The sequence below is a fragment of the Pseudarcicella hirudinis genome (genome assembly GCF_900115665.1).
Taxonomy (GTDB): domain Bacteria; phylum Bacteroidota; class Bacteroidia; order Cytophagales; family Spirosomataceae; genus Pseudarcicella; species Pseudarcicella hirudinis.
This window is the reverse complement of sequence record NZ_FOXH01000010.1, coordinates 1-17,800: the sequence shown is the minus strand read 5'-3', so window position 1 is coordinate 17,800 and position 17,800 is coordinate 1. Positions and strand designations below refer to the sequence as shown.

Below are 17,800 nucleotides of genomic sequence, written 5' to 3'. Positions count from 1 at the left end.
ATTGAGATGGCATTTTATTTATCAAATCAGTCTGAAAAGAGGTTATCAATATGCTCTTTGCTGATAATTAATATTCATCTTCATTAAAAAAGAAATCATCTTTCGTCGGATAATCTGGCCAGATTTCTTCGATACTTTCATATGGTTGACCATCATCTTCCAATTCTTGTAAATTTTCAACTACTTCCAAAGGCGAACCTGTACGAATAGCGAAATCAATTAATTCATCTTTTGTTGCAGGCCAAGGTGCATCTTCCAAATAAGACGCTAGTTCGAGTGTCCAATACATATTTTTTCTCTAATTTGGTTACTAATTTATTTTTTCAATAAAAACAATTAACTGATTATTAGACATTTAATAGGCCCACATACATCTCAGTCTCTGAGAACCTATAACCACTTAATTGACAGGATTGCAAAAGTACAAGATTTTTGAAATTACAAAACATTTATTGCGTAAAATCTCATGCGTAATTAACTAATTTTTGTAAGAAAATAGTATATGATTAGATTTTTTTTATTAAAAAGTTTAAAGAATAGTCATATCGACAAGAAATTAATTCATTTACAACGAATTTCAAGGTATTTTTACATTATTTTCTCCTTCTTGAAGAAGTATTGTTTCCATAAAATCCCCCAAAAATGTCTATCACTTTATCCACAAAACACAATATTGCCATAGAAGTATGTTCATATTCTCTCGAATCATGTATTGCTGCTGAAAAAGCCGGTGCCAACAGAATTGAACTTTGCGCCTCACCTTTTGAGGGAGGAACAACCCCTTCTGCCGGACTTATGAAATCTGCCAAAGAAAATGTTAATATTCAGGTACATGTAATGATACGCCCGCGCGGAGGTGATTTCTGCTATACTGACCAGGAGATTGGTATCATGAAAGCAGATATTGAAATAGCAAAACAAATTGGCTGTGATGGTATAGTACTGGGGATTTTACATCCTGACGGACAAATTAATACCGGACAAATTAAAGAATTAGCTTCACTGGCTCACCCGATGGAAGTAACTGTTCACAGAGCCTTTGATATGTCATCTGATCCTTTTGAAGCACTTGAGGCTATTATTGATTGCGGTTGTACAAGAATCCTGACTTCAGCCTTGCAGAATAAGGTTACTGAAGGCAAAGAACTGTTAAGAGAAATTGTAAAAAAAGCTGACGGAAGAATCCAGATTATGGCCGGAAGCGGCGTCAATTCCAGAAATGCACAGGATTTATTAGAAACAGGAGTTGATGCCTTGCATTTAACCGGAAAATCAACCAGAGATTCTGTAATGACTTATCGGAGAGAAGGAATTGCAATGGGAGGTCTCTCAGAAGTTCCAGAGTATGAAATCGCTTATGCAGATGTTGAAAAGATCAGAAAAGTCGTAGAAATCGTTCAACCTGTAAACTCTTAATTTTTAAAGGGGCACTCATCCTGCCCCTTTAAAAATCATATTTCTCTCAGATTTCAGTCATAAAAGCCAAGTCCTGATTCTGCCATTGCTTTTAATTTTGCCGTTGCCCTGAAACGCTCTCCATAAATTCCCGCCAATCTTTCACATTCTGAAACAAAGTTTTTTATCCCGACCGTATCTATAAATGACAGGGTTCCCCCAAGATAGGCAGGAAATCCCCAGGCGAAAATCGATCCTAAATCTGCATCAAGATTGGATTGCAGAACTCCTTCTTCCATACATTTCACGGTTTCCAGTACCTGACGGTATAATAGCCTTTTCCCGATTTCATCAATCTCCGGTTGTTCAGACTTCAGAGGGAATAATTCTGCCAATCCGGTCCAAAGGTGTTTTTTCATTTCGGTTTCTGTACCCAACTGAGGATATTCATAAAATCCGGAGCCTGATTTTTTCCCTAAACGACCCTTTTCTGTAAATAACCTGCTAATCTGATAAGTTGTATCCGTTTCCGGAAGGACTCCTTCTTTTACAGCTAAACCTGAAATTCTATAAGCAAGATCAATCCCTACTTCATCAGAAACAGCCAGAGGTCCTACAGGAAATCCAATACTTTTTGCCACATTTTCAATTAACACCGGACTTACGCCTTCTTTTAATAGTTCCAGTCCTTCTGAGGTATATGTTCCGAAAACCCTTGAAGTATAAAATCCCCGGGAATCATTTACGACAATAGGTGTCTTTCGAATCTTTCTGACAAAATCCATCGCCATAGCAAGCGTATAATCTGAGGTTTCCGCTGACTTTATAATTTCCACCAGCTGCATTTTATCAACCGGAGAAAAGAAGTGAATCCCGATAAATCTGGAAGGGTCATTTGATGCTTTCCCCAGTTCTGTGATAGGAATTGTTGAAGTATTGGATGCAAAAACACCGGATTCAGAAAGGAATGGTTCCGCTTCTTTTGTAACCAATGCCTTTAATTCCCGGTTTTCAAAAACAGCCTCAATAATAAGATCTGCATCTTTCAGATCCGAGGCCTCAGTCGTAGTTTTTATCAGACCTAATACAGCTTCTGCTTTGCCGGCGTCCATTTTTCCTCTCTCTACAGCCTTAGCAAGCAGTTTTTTCGAATAGCTTTTCCCTTTTTCTGCATTTTCAGTAGTAACATCTTTCAATATTACCTCGATTCCTGCACTTGCAGCCACAAAAGCGATCCCTGCCCCCATCAATCCCGCACCAAGAATTCCTAATTTTCTGACTTCAGTTTTCGGAACAGATTTTGGCCGGCTCAGGCCTTTATTAACTTCATTCAAACCAAAAAACATGATGCGAATGAGGTTTTTTGCCACTGATGAATTGGCCACTTTTACAAAATGCCGGGCTTCAATTAACAGGCCTCTATCGATATTTACTAAAAGTCCCTCATAAACACAGGAAAGTATCTCAATCGGAGCGGGGTAATTTCCTTTGGTCTTTGCAAGCGTCATTGCCGTTCCGCCCATCATTAACTGCATACCTTTAGGAGTCAGAACATTTCCTCCCGGAACTTTGAAGTTTTCTCTGGCCTTAATTTTACCTGTTTTTTTATCAATTTCGTCCCAGGGTTGTATCGCCTGCGGATTTGATTCAATCCAGGCAAAAGCTTTCGACATTAAATCCTCCTGAGAATCTGACAATTCATCAACAATTCCCAGATTCAATGCTTCCTTCGGAGCAACTTTTTTTCCTTCGAGCAAAAGAGGGGCAGCGATTTCCATTCCGATTATTCTCGGAAGGCGCTGTGTTCCACCTCCGCCCGGCAGCAAACCTATGGTTACTTCCGGCAATCCTATTACCGATTTCGGAGTATTTAAAGCAATTCTGTGATGACATGCCAGGCATACTTCAAAACCGCCTCCCAAAGCTGTTCCGTTTATGGCCGCAACGACAGGTTTTCCATTGGTTTCCATTATGCGGAAAATGGTATTCAAAACCGTTGAAAGTTTCAGTAATTCAGCAGGATCCTTACCGTTATTTCTCAGAATCATTTTCAAATCAGCCCCGGCAATAAATTCGGGTCTTTCAGAGGTAATGATGATGCCCTTCGCCTGCTCATCAGCATATGCTTTTTCGAGCGCTTCAGATAATGCCGCAATTGATTCATCATTCAGCACATTCATAGGCTGATCCGATACATTCAAGCTTAAAACAGCAACGTTATTTTCTATCCGATAATTAACCATCTTTGTAAGTATCTGCTAAAGTTTGCTTCGAAATTAACCAATTTTATTATGCAAGCATACTATATTGTAGAAATATTTTCAGATAATATTTAATTTTTATAATTTATCTTCATTCCTTTTTCCCGGAAAATCATTTTAATAATTGTTGAAGCAAATGACCTATATTGAAAAAGTAAAAAAGTCTTTTTCAGACAACTCAGATCCTGTTTTAGCTGTCGGAATGAAACAATATATGAGAAATCTTTTTGAGTTTCTGGGCATAAGATCCCCCATAAGATCTGCACTCAGTAAACCCTTGCTGAATGAATTCAGGGATTTAAGTCAATTTGAAGTGATTAGCAAAGGGCTTTGGGTCCTTCCAGAAAGAGAGTATCAGTATTTTACCATTGATTTTCTGATAAAAAGTAAAAAATTCTGGAAAAGGGAGCATATTCTGCTTTTTGAAGAACTTATTGTTTCCAAATCATGGTGGGATACTGTAGATGGTCTGGCCTCAAATGTAATAGGGGAATATTTCAAAAGATTTCCGGAGGAGATTTTACCCGTTACAGAAAAATGGATGGAATCAGGGAATATCTGGTTGCAAAGAACCTGTCTGATTTTTCAGCTAAAATATGGTGCCAAAACTGATAGCAGGTTATTGTTTTCCTATTGTATTGATCTGATGAGTTCTAATGAATTTTTCATTCAGAAGGCAATAGGCTGGTCATTAAGACAATACGCTAAAAAAGAGCCGGAAGCCGTAAGAGATTTTGTAGTGGATCATCCGTTGAAACCCTTAAGCAGAAGAGAAGCACTGAAGCATATTCCGAAGTAATCATTTACTCTTTGCCATTTTAAAAGGGATCCTCCGATGTTCAGAGAATCCCTTTTTTACATTATTCTGATTTAAGGCTTTCTTCTTTTAAGTGCCAGGTCATGTGAGGTATCGTAATACGCTCTCAGGTTGCTCCAGTCAAATGTATCAGAAATACTTTCAACACGGTTACGCTGTGTAATCCTTTCTCTCTGAGTCTGCTTGACAAATTTCAGGAGCATATCCGATAATTGTTCTGCAGCCTGATGGAAATTCTGAGTCTTACGATTCACCACACTTACTCCCCATTGTTCGTAATCTCTCATAATCTGCATCATATAATCTCCAAAACCCGAAAGGTCAGAAGTAATAGTAGGCACACCTCTTGCGATACATTCAAGCGGAGTATAACCCCATGGTTCATAATAACTTGGGAAAACACCCAGATTACAGCCTCTTACAAACTGACCATAATCCAACCCGAATAAAGGATTTGTTGAAACCACAAAATCAGGATGGTAAACAATTTTAACTCTGTCGTCAGGATTATTCATCAGATTAGCCTTTTTAACGTAATCCATAATCCCATCATCCTGTTTCAACAAGTGTGTAACAACCTTAGGTCTCTGGTTAGTTTTCCAGGTCTGGATCGTTCTTCTTAATCTCAGGCGCCAGTATTCATCTACAAAATTATTCAGATCGGGCAGCTGAAGATCCGTAGTAGAAGCGGAAGCATGGAATAACTTCTCTCCCACCTGCTCTTCTATGGATTTACAAGTCTGACGAATCTCATCCATTACCGCTCTTGAATGCAATACAGCCGGATCGATAGAATGATAAGGTTGCTTGGTAATAAAAAACATTACCACCGTTTTATCAATCTTTGCATCTTTCATTTTGGCATTCAACCTTGAAAGAGCCTCAAGCGTCAGGTCATAACCCTTATTTGAAAACTCATATCTGCCGGAAGTGAAGAAATACAGTGTTTTATCCAGGTTAAAAGGCTGGCTCTGGAAAAAATGTCCCATTACAAACTCATTAATCTGTTCCTTGTATCTCGAATGCAGGTTCTGATGCTCGTGCATAGCAGAAAACCTTGTGATATTTAATCCGTTCGGTAAGATCAAATCGGGAACTTTTCCCAATAAAAACTCACATTCCCGGGCAGTCACATCACTCACAGTTGTCATTACATTCGACAATTGGGCAGCCAGTCTTTCGATGGTAACCTGGGCCTCAATTCCATAGTGTCTGGCTTCATTCTGCCAGTTAAAAGTATGCAGTTTATCATAGAAATCCGGTACATTTCCAGCCAGATAACGGCCTAACATTGTGGCATGAGTGGTGAAAACAGTGGAAATTTTCACCCCATCCTGTTTCAAATCAGGAATAGCTGTAGCAGCCATCCATTCATGAAAATGAGCCACAAAATCATTCTTACCACCTTGATCTTTCCCTAATTCAGTCAGGAAAAGCCTGATCATTTCCCCAAAAGCAATCGTCTGATTTACAATCTCTTCAACATTAAGCGTTGAGATCTTATGACGTTCCCAAAGACCAGCCTTCAATTCATTGACTTTGTCATAAAGTGACCAAAAGTCAAATAAAACAATACGAGGCTTTCCCGTAACGAGCCAGTAACCGTAATGTACACCCAAACCCATTGATCTCAGTTTCTGAATGGTTTTGCCTAAAACCGAATCATCCAGATCATGAATCGGCTCAAACTCTGCCGAAGCAGTCTGAGGGAAATAAGGCCCGATCAGGAAATAATTATTCCCCCATTTCTCAACCATTGAAGGTACTTTGGTACGAATTACTGTATAAATTCCTCCTACCTGATTGCAGGTTTCCCAGGCAATTTCGATGAGGATTTTCTGCTTTTGATTGTTCTTGGTTGGGTTTTGGATTTCCATCGAGTCGTATAGAATAGTTATATAGGTCCCATTGCAATGATGTTATTTCAGCAAAATTAAATAACAGACATACCTTCCGGTAAGACAAGGGATCATTGTTAAAAATGTTATAAATTTTAAGAGTTTAGTACCGGAAACTCCACAAAACAAATTGACTCATTCTTTATTTTCAGGCCAACCCTTATTTCATGTAGGAATCCGATTCAATCACTTTGGTTAATCCGTTCTGGGAGATTGTGTAGTTAAATCCTTTTTGAATAGCATAAGCTCCATATTCACCTTTCTTATTAATAGCAAGGTAGCCTATCTGAAATTCCTTGTATTTATAGCGTTTTACAATTCTCATAATAGCTTCTTCGCATGCTTGCTGAGGCGTTTTCCCATTACGCATCAATTCTACAATTAAAAAAGATCCTAAGGTTTTAAGAACAAATTCTCCTAACCCTGTAGCACAAGCTCCGCCTACTTCATCATCACAAAAAACTGCCGCACCAATTACCGGTGAATCTCCTACCCGACCGTGCATTTTAAAAGCCAGACCACTGGTGGAACAAGCTCCAGAAATCTCACCTTTCGTTCCCAACGCCAGTATGCCTATTGTATCATGGCGTTCAATATTAATTTTGGGTTCATACTTCGATTCTTTTTTCCATTCTTCCCATGCTTTTTTTGCTTTTTCTGTTAATAAGTTCTCTTTTTTGAAACCTTGAGCTATGGCAAACTGAAATGCACCTTCTCCTGAAAGCATTACGTGCGGAGTCTTCTCCATTACTGCTCTGGCCACTGAAATAGGATGCATAATTCCTTCCAGAAAAGTCACCGATCCTGCATTTCCTTTCTCATCCATGATGCAGGCATCTAAAGTAACATGACCATCTCTGTCCGGAAACCCTCCGTATCCTACAGAAGTATCATTCGGATCTGCTTCCGGAATCCGGGCTGCTGCTTCTACTGCATCCAATGCTCTTCCCGACTTCTTAAAAGAGGCAAGACCAGCTTCATTGGCTTTTTCATTTTTCCAAGTTGAAATAATCATCGGAAAAACAGATTCTGCATTCTTTTTTGGCGCGGCATTTACTAAAGCTGGGGCAATTGCTGAGATAGTAGTGGTTTTTAAAAAGGTACGACGTTTCATTATTTATTATTTACGTGAAGTGTTAAATTTTCATTACAAATCTATTTCTATAAATCTGTTTCTCCTTTCCCGGAGCAGGGAAAAATGCCTGATACTTGTAAAAATTATGCCTAAATCGGCTCAAAAGCCCATTTTTAAGGAAATTCCGGATCTTCATTTATCAAATCCTGTAAGAATTATTAAAATTTTTAATACCCCGAAAGCCTCAAAAAAGCAAGCCTTTAATCCTATTTAAGCCAGTTGATTACCGAGCCAAAAATGTAAATTAAACATAAAAATCTTTTTTTGTAACTTTTTTTTAAGAATAAAAAAGATTTTTTATGCCTTTTAATATTAAAAAAATTAAATTTTTTCTAGAAAAAACAATTTTTAACTAACTTGTTATCCTAACAACTAATAATCATTTAATCGATGAATTTCTTAAAAACTTTGCTGGCATTATCGGTAACAATCGTACTATGTTATGCTTTAAATCGTACCTGGGGAGTAGTACCCCCAATTGGTAAATTCCTTAGTCCATTTGAGGGTTTTTGGGTTAATGCAGAGGCTTCATATAAGGACGCTCCGACCATGAATGAAGATAAACTACAAATTCCCAATTTGCAAGGCGAAGTAACAGTTTTATACGATGAAAACGGCGTTCCTCACGTTTTTGCGCAAAACGACCATGATTTATACCTGGCTCAGGGTTATCTTACTGCCAAAGACAGACTTTGGCAAATGGAGTTTCAGACCCATTTTGCCGCCGGAAGAATTTCAGAAATTGTAGGAGATAAGGCCCTTGAATCTGATCGCTACCAACGCAGAATGGGAGCCGTTTACGGAGCAGAAAAATCACTTTCGGGGATGAATGAAAATCCACAGGCAAAATTGTCTCTGGATGCTTACTCCGAAGGAGTAAATGCTTACATTAATTCCTTATCTCCAAGAGAATATCCCGTAGAATATAAACTTCTCGGATATGCTCCGGAAGCATGGTCTCCTCTTAAAAGTGCCTTGTTCCTGAAAAATATGTCCTTTGTACTCGCTTCAGGTACAGATGATTTAAGAATGACCAATATTCTCCGAAAATATGGAAAAGAGGTTACCGAGGACTTGTTTCCAAACTATCCTTCCAAAGAAAGTCCGATCATTCCGGAAGGAACAAAAATAGACTTCCAGCCATTACCACTTCCTCCGGCTCCTCATGATTTTACAGGTATCGGTAGTATGAATCCGCAACCTGAGAGAGACAAAGGGATTGGTTCCAACAACTGGGCGGTTTCCGGTTCAAAATCCGCTACCGGTTTACCATTGCTGGCCAATGACCCGCACCTGACCTTAAGTCTGCCATCTATCTGGTACCAAATGCAGCTTGTTTCTCCTGGAATCAATGTTTACGGCTCTACTATGCCAGGTTCTCCCAGTGTCATTATCGGATTTAATCAGGATGTAGCCTGGGGAGTTACCAATGTAGGTGCTGATATTATCGACTGGTATCAGGTAAAGTTCAGAGATAAATCTATGAATGAATACTGGCATGATGGAAAATGGAAGAAAACCTCCAAAAGAATTGAGGTGATAAAAGTGAAAGGAAAACCTGATGTAATTGACACAGTTCTCTATACGCATCATGGTCCTGTGGTGTATCTTGAGGGACAAAAACCTTTTAAAAAGAATATTCCTGTAGGACACGCTTTACGTTGGATTGCTCATGAAAAATCTCAGGAACTTGCCGCATTCTACCTCCTTAACCGGGCCAAAAACTACGATGACTATGTAAAAGCCCTTGGTTATTATTCTGCTCCTGCCCAGAATTTCGTGTTCGCCAGCAATCAGGGCGATATTGCGCTGTGGGTAAATGGTAAATTTCCGCTTAAAGCGAAGGAACAGGGAAAATATATTCTGGACGGAACAGATAATTCTGCCGACTGGAAAAGTTTCATTCCCGCGTTACAGAATCCGCATGTTAAGAATCCTCCGAGGGGTTTCGTAAGTTCAGCCAACCAATCATCTGTTGATCCAAGTTACCCATATTATATCAACTGGGAATTTGCGCCATCAGAACGCGGCAGACGAATTAATGAGCGGCTGACTTCCATGACCAAAGCAACAGTCGATAGTTTAAGAATGCTTCAAAATGATAATTATAACCTGAAAGCCAGAGATATGCTTCCTTTAATGCTGGAATTGGTTAAGACCCCTACAAAAGCGCAGGCAGAAGCATTAACCAAATTAAAAAGCTGGAATAAAGTCAATGCCCCTGATGAAATCGCACCGACCATTTTTGAAACCTGGGCTGATTATCTTCGTGAGGCCATCTGGCATGATGATTTTGGTTCTGATGAGAATATTGTCTTAAAATATCCATCTTTTGACCGGACTTTAACCTTGATGCAAAAAGATCCTAAATCAAAATGGTTTGATGATGTGCTTACCAAAAACAAGGTTGAAACCCTTGAAGATCTTGCGGGTAATTCACTTACCGCGACATTAGATTCTCTGGTTAAAAAGCATGGAAAAATGAGTGAAAAATGGAATTGGTCTGATCACAAATCTACCGATATAAGACACCTCATTCCGGGCATGAACGCTTTAAGTAAAATGGACGTAAAGATTGGTGGTGGTTCCGGTATTGTAAATGCCACAACCGAGCGTACAGGTCCTTCCTGGAGAATGGTTGTACAACTGGGTAAAGATAAAGCACTTAAAGCTTATGGCGTTTATCCGGGCGGGCAATCAGGAAATCCGGGTAGTCCTCTCTATGATAATATGGTTGAAACCTGGCGAAAAGGAGAACTCAATGAATTACTCTATCTGAGATCAAAAGAAGAAACTTCTCCACGAATTAAAAAAAGCTTGAAACTGGTAAAATAACCCCGATTGAAAGATTTGGCTAAATGCTTTCATAATCCGGTATTCTTTATTCTTAAAACTCATTGGCTAAAAATATGAATCAGCGTACACATACCCCTGCTCCTGTGCAACAGGAAAGTCAACATAAATTATCTGACTTATTTCTCAGTTCTTTAACATGGGCCATTTTCATATCAGCACTGATAACGCAGTTTTTCCTTCCCTGGTGGACGATTGCTCTTTGCAGTGGCATCTCTTCATTTTTTCTGGCAAAATCAGGGGGCGAAGCCTTTATGAAAGGATTGGTAAGCGCCTTTTTGCTCTGGCTGATTTTTGCACTGTATTACCACCTCAGCACTAATGGCATTCTTTCTCAAAAAATAGCTAACATCCTGCCTGTTAATGGAAGAACCACAGTATTAATCATTCTTTCAGCGTTTATCGGAGGTTTGGTAGCAGCATGGGGAAGCCTGAGCGGATATTTACTGAGAAAACATTTCAAGTGATTTTCAGGCGCTATTCTCAGAAAATCAAAAACTTAAGCGTACATTTTGTTAGTTACATATACTAAATACTATATTTGTAAATTCATTCACCCTAAAATCTGAATTATTTCGTGAAAAAATTATCATTAATTTGCGGTGTGGCAGTAGCGTTGGCAATGGGTTGTTTCTCTTGTGATAAATCTGAGAAAAAAGAAACAGCTTCAACTTCTGCATCATCGCCAGCAAGCGTTGAAGGGAAAAAAATCGTTTTTGTAAATACAGATTCACTTCTCACTAACTACCAGTTTTATAAAGACGCACAAAAAGAGTTTGAAAACAAAGGTTATCGTCTTCAGGTAGATTTAGGACAAAGAGAAAGAGCTTTACAAAGTGAATTAGGTGCTATTCAACAAAGAGCTCAGGCAATGTCTCAGGCTGAATTACAGGCGGCAGACATGATGCTTAAAAAGAAAGGTGCTGAATTCCAGCAATACAGCCAGCAGAAACAACAGCAGTTGGCTCAGGAACAGGCAAAGAAAAACGAGGAGTTATATAACAACATTCGTGAATACATCAAAAAACACAATTCGGAAAACAAATACGAATTTGTATTGGGTTATACCAAAGTTGGTGGTGGTATTCTTTATGCTGACGAATCAGTTGATGTAACCAAGCAAATTGTTGAAGGCTTGAACAAAGAGTATGCAGAAAGCAAAACTAAAAAATAGTATTTGCCAGAAAATATAAGCAACAAATTGAGTATCCTTTTTAGTACTTATTTCAATTTGAACTGTTTTTGTTATTTCCCAAGCCATACAGTTATGCTGTATGGCTTTTGTTTTCGATACTTTTATCATTGTTCAGAGCCTGTTTACCAATTTTATATAAAAATGGCAAAAGAAAAAATTGAAAAACATATTGACGTCAGAAACCGCAGAGCCTCCTTTGAATATTCTTTTCTGGAAACATTCAAGGCCGGAATGGTGCTCACCGGAACTGAAATCAAGTCAATCAGGCAGGGAAAAGTAAATCTTACCGACGCATATTGTATTATGATGAATGACGGACTTTATGTAAGACAAATGCATATTTCGCCTTACAACGAGGGTACTCATTATAACCACGAACCGCTTCGGGACAGAAAATTATTGCTTCAAAAAAGAGAAATCAAAAAGCTGGTCAATAAACTGAAAGATGTAGGTCTGACTATTATTCCAACCCGTCTTACCATTTCAGACAGAGGTTTTGCCAAACTGGATATTGCCCTGGCAAAAGGTAAAAAGCTTTACGATAAACGTGAAGATATCAAAGAGAAAGATATCAAAAGAGAGATGGATAGAAACAGAGAGTAAATCATTTGACCCATTAAAAGGAAATGGCCTGATTCAATATCAGGCCATTTCCTTTTATTTTTTCTCACGGAAAGATTTAACAACTTTTACCGCAGTCATTATAATTATCGCAAAAGCCAGCAGCCCGGCTACTCCCCATATCCAATCCAATGTGTTCTTTAACACTACCAGAAAGACAATGGCAAATAAAAGAATCGTAGCCACTTCATTGAAAAGCCTTAGCTGAAATCCGGAGAATCTGAATTTATCTTCTCTCAGTTCGGCAATTAATTTCCGGCAAAAGAAGTGATATATAACCAGGCAAACTACAAAACTCAGTTTCAGGTGCAACCAGCTATGTTGTGCAAAACTATCCCACCAGGTAAGATAAACCAGAGTGCTTCCGGAAATCAATGTGAGCCACATAGCAGGTACCATAATTGCATTAAACAGGATCTTTTCCATTTTTTGGAATTGCTCCTGAATAACTTTCTTTTCCGGCTCAGGTTTTGAATTTGCTTCAGTATGATATACAAACAAACGTGGAAGGTAAAAAAGCCCGGCAAACCAACTGACTACAAAAATGATATGTATGGCTTTAATATGTTCGTAAGTCATTGTACTACAGAAATCGATAAAATATAGTTTAACCGACAAATTACACATTTACGGCCTTAAATGATTCTTCTTCTAATTCAGCCTCAGGATTTTTCTGTACTTTTGGAGCGGGTGGAATATAATTTCTGAAAAAACTATTCACTTTCAACTGAATCACACCAATTACAGCTTCCTGAAAAATATTTATGGACATCTTTGATTCGCCCTTTGTACGATCTGTAAAAATGATGGGTACTTCTTCTATTTTAAAACCGAATTTCCAGGCAGTAAATTTCATTTCTACCTGAAATGCATAACCAACAAATTTGATAGAATCCAGAGAAATAGTTTCCAATACTCTTCTGGTATAGCATTTAAATCCGGCCGTCGCATCCATAATTTTCATTCCGGTTACAAAACGGACATAATATCCGGCAAAATAAGACATCAAAACCCTGCCCATCGGCCAGTTTACTACATTTACTCCCTTTATATACCTAGAACCAACTGCCATATCAGCACCGTCTTTAGCACAGGCATTATAGAGTTTGACCAAATCATCAGGATTATGGGAGAAATCTGCATCCATTTCAAAAATATACTCATACCCGTTTTTGAGAGCATATTTAAAACCATGAATATAAGCTGTTCCCAGTCCCAGTTTTCCTTTACGTTCCTGAAGGAATAGTCTTTCAGGAAATTCAAGCTGCAATTCCTTTACTTTCAGACCCGTACCATCCGGTGAGCCATCGTCCACGATGAGCAAATCAAAAACGGGTTTGAGGCTCATCACTTTTCGGATTATAGCCTCAATGTTTTCAATTTCATTGTAAGTTGGAATGATTACGATACGGTCTTTCATTAAAATTTATATTAATTAGTTTTCCCTGAGATAGAAAACACTATTTTCAGTTTAACCTTGAAAAGGCTCTTCTTTTCAATTCTGTTTACTGTTTCCGGCAAATGCAATCCACAATGTGATCATTCACCATACCTGTTGCCTGCATAAAAGCATAACAAATGGTAGATCCGATAAAAGTAAAGCCTCTTTTTTTGAGATCTTTACTCATTTTATCAGAAATTTCAGTCTTTGGCGGCACTTCTTTCAATGATTTCCATTGATTCACAACAGGCTGCCCTCCTACAAATCCCCAGATATACTTATCAAAACTGCCAAAATCCTCCTGGATTTTCAAAAATGCCTTCGCATTCTGAACAGCTCCGTTCACCTTCAGCTTATTTCTTATAATTCCCTGATCCTGAAGCAATTCTTCAATTTTCTCATTCGAATAATTAACGACTTTACGGGGATCAAAGTTGTCAAATACTTTTCTGAAATGCTCTCTTTTTCTCAGAATAGTAATCCAGCTCAGCCCGGCCTGAAAACCTTCCAGAACCAGAAATTCAAATAACAAATCATCATCATGTACAGGAATACCCCATTCGTTATCGTGATAATCTGTATATAACTCATCTTCTGCAGAAGCCCATCCGCAACGAATAATCTCAGGTCTGGCTTGTGAGGCTGAATTTATTTGATCGGGTGCAGGCATAAATGAAGTGTTTTATAAAAATCTGATAGAAATGCTGGCAAGAAATACTTTATTAATTAACTGCAAAAATACGTCTTTTCGCATGAATCATGAAGTAATTAACAATTTTTAAGAGATAAATATCCTATTTAATAAATGCTTGAATGGCCTTTTCTACTCATACAATACCGAGATAAATTCTGCCACACAGGCCGGCTTTTCTTTCCCCTCAATCTCGAAGGTACAATCCAACGTAATTTTCATACCATTTTCCACCTCTTCCAGATCCCGAAGAACGCCTCTCATTCTTACTTTGCTCCCTGAAGGAACAGCCGAAGTAAAACGAACTTTATTGGTTCCGTAATTTAAACCCATTTTTACCGATTTTACTGTCATTAGCTCAGACATAAATTTCGGAGCCAGTGATAAAGTCAGAAAACCATGAGCAACCGTTGTTTTAAAAGGAGAAAATGCCGCAGCCTTTTCCGGATCTGTATGAATCCATTGCAAATCGTAGGTGGCTCTGGCAAAAGAATCAATCATTTCCTGAGAAACAATGAGATAGTCTGTTACACCCAATTCCGTTCCCAGACTTGATTTTAATTCGGAAAGCTTATTAAATATTTTCATTTTAAATAATTCAGACCTGATTATCAAAGCGATAAAAGCATCGGCAAGGTAGTTCCGAATCAAATTCAAGTCAATTTTTTCTCAGATTAATTACATAAACGGGCTAAAATAAAAAATAAGCCTCCGGACCCGTAGGTGGAGGCTAAGATATATATTTAGCAAATATTGACAGAAAAAAACCTATCTCGAAGAGCCGAAACCAAACGATACATAAACCTGTAAAGCGGTATTTTTCATCTGGAAATAATCTGAGAAATTCTGGTTGTTTCCAATTACGAAATCTTTATTTACATTGGAAAGTCCTAAAGAATAACGCCCGCCTATTGAAACCTTATCTGTTACTTTATATTCCAACCCGGCAACTGCACTGGCATCAAAATCATGAAACAACCCTTTATAGCTTACAGCAAACAGATCATCAACACCAATTTTTGAATTAATCAGATAACTAACCTGTGGCCCGGCTAACAATTTTAATCCGTCAGCAACGGGAAATGTCAGCAACAATGGCACTGATAAATACTGCAATCCGACGTTTCCAAGTCCTGCTACTTTGAACCCCTGCATGGAATACAAAAGTTCCGACTGCAGACCAATTTTGTCAGAGAGCTGTATATCATTAATCACAATTCCGACATGAAAAGTTTCCTTTGGTGTAAAAATATTTACGGGCTCCGGAGAAACCAGAACATCTGAATGTGTGTAGCCGGCTTTAAAAGAAACTGATTGTGCATTAACAGTAAAAGCAGCAACCAAAAGAACAATTGAGGCAAGTAGTTTTTTCATGACGTGGAATAGTGTTTTAATTAATTACACACTTCTAACGGCATAAGCCTCCGAAAGTCTCTTAATGAAATGTTAATGCTTGTTAATAAAATGTTAAGGGCTAAAAAGAGAGGTCAACTGGTTAAATAAGCCTTAAATATTTTAAGAAATCATCTATTTGCAAAGCAAAAAGGGTCAGATATCCTGACCCTTTTTATTAGAATCTTTTTCATCCATTTTTAACTGAATTATATAAGATAGCAACAAACCAGCTCCTCCGAAAATAAGGATCATGGAAAAATAGGCGGTTTCTTCATCCATTCCGGTAAAATTGGCTAAAACTCCTCCAATCAGTAGACCTAAACCGGCTCCTATGGCCAGTAAACCTAATCTTAAAGACATAGCCGGACTTACAGTACGGGAGTTTTTTGAGGGGGCTATTCCTTTTGAAATCATTGCCATACTTTCATCATTCTGATACTTTCTTATAAAGATTATCATTGTGAAGAAGCCAACTACTGAAGTTATCGGAATTAATAAGGCTAATTGTTCTGTACTAATCATTTCCTTAATTGTTTACGGTTAAAATATTGTTTTAATTATTCAGTTCTGCACATATGATGTTACTACCTCAGTAAAGGTTACAGCTATTCCTTAAATTTCTTTTAACATTTATTTCCTGAGTCCTGATGACAAACTAATTTCTTTCTCTTGAGTTCCTTTTCTTTTAGTAAGCTTATAATTTTTTTGTAACTTCCTGTAACCTTTTCCCGGACAGAAACATCTTATCTTAAAAAAGCATTTAAGATTTATTGTGAGCGATAACCAAAAGGACATATTACTTATTGAGAGAATCCTCTCCGGGGATCAATCCGGCTATCGTGAGCTTGCCAACCGGCATAAGGATTATGCTTTTACGATAGCTTTTAAAATTTTAGGCAGCAGAGAAGATGCTGAGGAGGTAGCACAGGATGCTTTTATTCAGGCATTTGCTGCGTTGAAAAATTTTAACAGAGAAGCAAAATTCACGACATGGTTCTACCGGATTATTTTCAATGCAGCGGTAGGATTTAAACGAAAAAATAAGCTACAAACTGAAGATATCGACATTTCAACGAAAGCGCAATCTTCTCCTGCTGATACCTCAGATGAAATAAAAATTAAGGAACAGAAAAAATACATAGCAAAAGCTCTGGAAAAACTTTCTCCCGATGATGTTACCATGATTACGTTATTTTATCTGAAAGAACAATCTCTGGAAGAAATTGCCGAAATCACTTATATTTCTGCCGAAACGGTCAAGGTAAAACTTTGCCGTGCGAGAAAAAGGCTGGCTGAAGAACTCAGAAAAACATTGGGACAGGAAGTTACAAGTCTCTGGTAAAATTCAATTATATGGAAATGAAAGACGAAGATATTTTTGATATTCTTGACGGTGTCGCTTCTGAGGAAGTAAGACTTCGTCATGAACAACTTCTTGCTCAGGATGAAGACTATAAAATACTTTTTAAAGAGCTGCTTCAAACGCATGAATTACTGCTTGAAACTCCTTTAGAAAAACCGGCTTTCAACTTTACTGATAACCTAATAGATAAATGGGAAGCGGTTAATGCTCCCGTTCCGGTAAAAAAGCCTAACTATCTGCCTTTTTACTTCCTGGGAGGAATGGCTATTTTTATTGTTCTTGCATTTAGTCTGGTGAGTGTAAAGGAAACCGGTAAATTGGTCATGATGCCCAATCTTTCTTCCGCTTTCTCTATTTTCGAAAGTAAGGCTTTACTGAACGTCCTTTTAATCAGCAACAGCTTGCTTCTGTTATCTTATCTTGACAAAAGGATTCTTAAACCATATTTTCAACATCGTTTTGTTGTAAAACATTAGGATCAACGCCAAAACTTGCGGAGTTATAGATATCAGGCATATAATTGGATTAGCCTGATAAGGGACAATCTGACTCACTTAACACTAGGAGGGAGCCCACCTAAGATTACTGCACAAACGATTGTGCAGTAATCCCTTTTATTCTTCAATTGCCAGCATCCCCCTATTTTCTTACCATAAATCAAAAAATCTCTCATTTTATCATGAAAAACTCAATAAAGTGAATCGTAGATTTTGGTATTTTAATTTTTAAACAGAA

18 protein-coding genes are annotated in these 17,800 nt (G+C 38.0%); 8 read left to right on the top strand and 10 right to left on the bottom strand.

Features of this window, described 5'->3' with window-relative positions; genetic code table 11:
* Positions 1 to 67: 67 nt before the first annotated feature.
* The gene (locus BM179_RS16320) at positions 68 to 289 is read right to left on the bottom strand and encodes a DUF2795 domain-containing protein (protein ID WP_092018230.1); all 222 of its coding nucleotides are present in this window, start codon (positions 287 to 289) and stop codon (positions 68 to 70) included.
* 353 nt (positions 290 to 642) lie between these two features.
* On the opposite strand from BM179_RS16320, the gene BM179_RS16315 reads away from it, so the two are divergent.
* Entirely contained in the window at positions 643 to 1,416 is a 774-nt protein-coding gene (locus tag BM179_RS16315) for a copper homeostasis protein CutC (protein WP_092018229.1), read from the top strand.
* Between the two features lie 53 nt (positions 1,417 to 1,469).
* On the opposite strand, the gene BM179_RS16310 is transcribed toward BM179_RS16315, so the two are convergent.
* Positions 1,470 to 3,638 carry a 3-hydroxyacyl-CoA dehydrogenase NAD-binding domain-containing protein gene (locus BM179_RS16310; RefSeq protein ID WP_092018228.1) on the bottom strand — a complete coding sequence of 723 codons (2,169 nt, stop codon included), beginning with the start codon at positions 3,636 to 3,638 and terminating at the stop codon, positions 1,470 to 1,472.
* A 154-nt stretch (positions 3,639 to 3,792) separates the two neighbouring features.
* Between BM179_RS16310 and BM179_RS16305 the strand changes: the two genes are divergently transcribed.
* On the top strand, positions 3,793 to 4,455 hold the full coding sequence (locus tag BM179_RS16305) for a DNA alkylation repair protein (RefSeq protein ID WP_092018227.1): 663 nt from the start codon (positions 3,793 to 3,795) through the stop codon (positions 4,453 to 4,455).
* Positions 4,456 to 4,526: 71 nt separating this feature from the next.
* Here BM179_RS16305 and BM179_RS16300 read toward each other — a convergent pair whose 3' ends face one another.
* Together BM179_RS16300 and BM179_RS16295 are read right to left on the bottom strand one after the other, a co-directional pair.
* The gene (locus BM179_RS16300) at positions 4,527 to 6,350 is read right to left on the bottom strand and encodes a glycosyltransferase (protein ID WP_092018226.1); all 1,824 of its coding nucleotides are present in this window, start codon (positions 6,348 to 6,350) and stop codon (positions 4,527 to 4,529) included.
* A 181-nt stretch (positions 6,351 to 6,531) separates the two neighbouring features.
* Complete coding sequence (locus BM179_RS16295; protein WP_092018225.1) at positions 6,532 to 7,485, bottom strand: glycosylasparaginase; 954 nt, start codon at positions 7,483 to 7,485, stop codon at positions 6,532 to 6,534.
* Between the two features lie 411 nt (positions 7,486 to 7,896).
* Here BM179_RS16295 and BM179_RS16285 point away from each other — a divergent pair, with 411 nt between their 5' ends.
* From BM179_RS16285 to smpB, 4 genes are all read left to right on the top strand, one after another.
* On the top strand, positions 7,897 to 10,341 hold the full coding sequence (locus tag BM179_RS16285; RefSeq protein ID WP_092018223.1) for a penicillin acylase family protein: 2,445 nt from the start codon (positions 7,897 to 7,899) through the stop codon (positions 10,339 to 10,341).
* Positions 10,342 to 10,415: 74 nt separating this feature from the next.
* Entirely contained in the window at positions 10,416 to 10,826 is a 411-nt protein-coding gene (locus BM179_RS16280; RefSeq protein WP_092018222.1) for a hypothetical protein, read from the top strand.
* Between the two features lie 110 nt (positions 10,827 to 10,936).
* A complete protein-coding gene (locus BM179_RS16275; RefSeq protein ID WP_143095250.1) occupies positions 10,937 to 11,533 on the top strand; it encodes an OmpH/Skp family outer membrane protein in 597 nt (198 codons plus the stop codon).
* A gap of 162 nt (positions 11,534 to 11,695) precedes the next feature.
* On the top strand, positions 11,696 to 12,157 hold the full coding sequence (gene smpB / locus BM179_RS16270) for an SsrA-binding protein SmpB (RefSeq protein WP_092018220.1): 462 nt from the start codon (positions 11,696 to 11,698) through the stop codon (positions 12,155 to 12,157).
* Positions 12,158 to 12,211: 54 nt separating this feature from the next.
* Here the strand turns inward: smpB and hemJ are convergent, their stop codons facing one another.
* The 6 genes from hemJ to BM179_RS16240 all read right to left on the bottom strand — a co-directional run bounded on the left by hemJ (position 12,212) and on the right by BM179_RS16240 (position 16,224).
* Positions 12,212 to 12,754, bottom strand: coding sequence for a protoporphyrinogen oxidase HemJ (gene hemJ, locus BM179_RS16265; RefSeq protein WP_092018219.1), 543 nt, complete (start codon positions 12,752 to 12,754; stop codon positions 12,212 to 12,214).
* Positions 12,755 to 12,794: 40 nt separating this feature from the next.
* The gene (locus BM179_RS16260; protein WP_092018218.1) at positions 12,795 to 13,595 is read right to left on the bottom strand and encodes a polyprenol monophosphomannose synthase; all 801 of its coding nucleotides are present in this window, start codon (positions 13,593 to 13,595) and stop codon (positions 12,795 to 12,797) included.
* 85 nt (positions 13,596 to 13,680) lie between these two features.
* Positions 13,681 to 14,286: a DNA-3-methyladenine glycosylase I gene (locus BM179_RS16255; RefSeq protein ID WP_218159239.1), complete on the bottom strand. Its 606-nt coding sequence runs from the start codon at positions 14,284 to 14,286 to the stop codon at positions 13,681 to 13,683.
* A 153-nt stretch (positions 14,287 to 14,439) separates the two neighbouring features.
* Positions 14,440 to 14,895, bottom strand: coding sequence for a MaoC family dehydratase (locus BM179_RS16250; RefSeq protein WP_092018383.1), 456 nt, complete (start codon positions 14,893 to 14,895; stop codon positions 14,440 to 14,442).
* 180 nt (positions 14,896 to 15,075) lie between these two features.
* The gene (locus tag BM179_RS16245; RefSeq protein ID WP_092018217.1) at positions 15,076 to 15,681 is read right to left on the bottom strand and encodes a porin family protein; all 606 of its coding nucleotides are present in this window, start codon (positions 15,679 to 15,681) and stop codon (positions 15,076 to 15,078) included.
* Between the two features lie 174 nt (positions 15,682 to 15,855).
* On the bottom strand, positions 15,856 to 16,224 hold the full coding sequence (locus tag BM179_RS16240) for a DUF6249 domain-containing protein (RefSeq protein ID WP_092018216.1): 369 nt from the start codon (positions 16,222 to 16,224) through the stop codon (positions 15,856 to 15,858).
* 250 nt (positions 16,225 to 16,474) lie between these two features.
* Between BM179_RS16240 and BM179_RS16235 the strand changes: the two genes are divergently transcribed.
* Together BM179_RS16235 and BM179_RS16230 are read left to right on the top strand one after the other, a co-directional pair.
* A complete protein-coding gene (locus tag BM179_RS16235; RefSeq protein WP_177219427.1) occupies positions 16,475 to 17,044 on the top strand; it encodes an RNA polymerase sigma factor in 570 nt (189 codons plus the stop codon).
* Positions 17,045 to 17,055: 11 nt separating this feature from the next.
* Complete coding sequence (locus BM179_RS16230; RefSeq protein ID WP_092018214.1) at positions 17,056 to 17,541, top strand: hypothetical protein; 486 nt, start codon at positions 17,056 to 17,058, stop codon at positions 17,539 to 17,541.
* Positions 17,542 to 17,800: the final 259 nt, after the last annotated feature.

What these genes read in the sequence shown, in the direction of transcription:
- BM179_RS16310 (WP_092018228.1), bottom strand. Translation starts at nt 3,638, where the DNA reads ATGGTTAATTATCGGATAGAAAATAACGTTGCTGTTTTAAGCTTGAAT.
- BM179_RS16280 (WP_092018222.1), top strand. Translation starts at nt 10,416, where the DNA reads ATGAATCAGCGTACACATACCCCTGCTCCTGTGCAACAGGAAAGTCAA.
- BM179_RS16285 (WP_092018223.1), top strand. Translation starts at nt 7,897, where the DNA reads ATGAATTTCTTAAAAACTTTGCTGGCATTATCGGTAACAATCGTACTA.
- BM179_RS16240 (WP_092018216.1), bottom strand. Translation starts at nt 16,224, where the DNA reads ATGATTAGTACAGAACAATTAGCCTTATTAATTCCGATAACTTCAGTA.
- BM179_RS16295 (WP_092018225.1), bottom strand. Translation starts at nt 7,485, where the DNA reads ATGAAACGTCGTACCTTTTTAAAAACCACTACTATCTCAGCAATTGCC.
- BM179_RS16315 (WP_092018229.1), top strand. Translation starts at nt 643, where the DNA reads ATGTCTATCACTTTATCCACAAAACACAATATTGCCATAGAAGTATGT.
- hemJ (WP_092018219.1), bottom strand. Translation starts at nt 12,754, where the DNA reads ATGACTTACGAACATATTAAAGCCATACATATCATTTTTGTAGTCAGT.
- BM179_RS16260 (WP_092018218.1), bottom strand. Translation starts at nt 13,595, where the DNA reads ATGAAAGACCGTATCGTAATCATTCCAACTTACAATGAAATTGAAAAC.
- BM179_RS16320 (WP_092018230.1), bottom strand. Translation starts at nt 289, where the DNA reads ATGTATTGGACACTCGAACTAGCGTCTTATTTGGAAGATGCACCTTGG.
- BM179_RS16250 (WP_092018383.1), bottom strand. Translation starts at nt 14,895, where the DNA reads ATGAAAATATTTAATAAGCTTTCCGAATTAAAATCAAGTCTGGGAACG.
- BM179_RS16230 (WP_092018214.1), top strand. Translation starts at nt 17,056, where the DNA reads ATGGAAATGAAAGACGAAGATATTTTTGATATTCTTGACGGTGTCGCT.
- BM179_RS16300 (WP_092018226.1), bottom strand. Translation starts at nt 6,350, where the DNA reads ATGGAAATCCAAAACCCAACCAAGAACAATCAAAAGCAGAAAATCCTC.
- BM179_RS16305 (WP_092018227.1), top strand. Translation starts at nt 3,793, where the DNA reads ATGACCTATATTGAAAAAGTAAAAAAGTCTTTTTCAGACAACTCAGAT.
- BM179_RS16255 (WP_218159239.1), bottom strand. Translation starts at nt 14,286, where the DNA reads ATGCCTGCACCCGATCAAATAAATTCAGCCTCACAAGCCAGACCTGAG.
- smpB (WP_092018220.1), top strand. Translation starts at nt 11,696, where the DNA reads ATGGCAAAAGAAAAAATTGAAAAACATATTGACGTCAGAAACCGCAGA.
- BM179_RS16245 (WP_092018217.1), bottom strand. Translation starts at nt 15,681, where the DNA reads ATGAAAAAACTACTTGCCTCAATTGTTCTTTTGGTTGCTGCTTTTACT.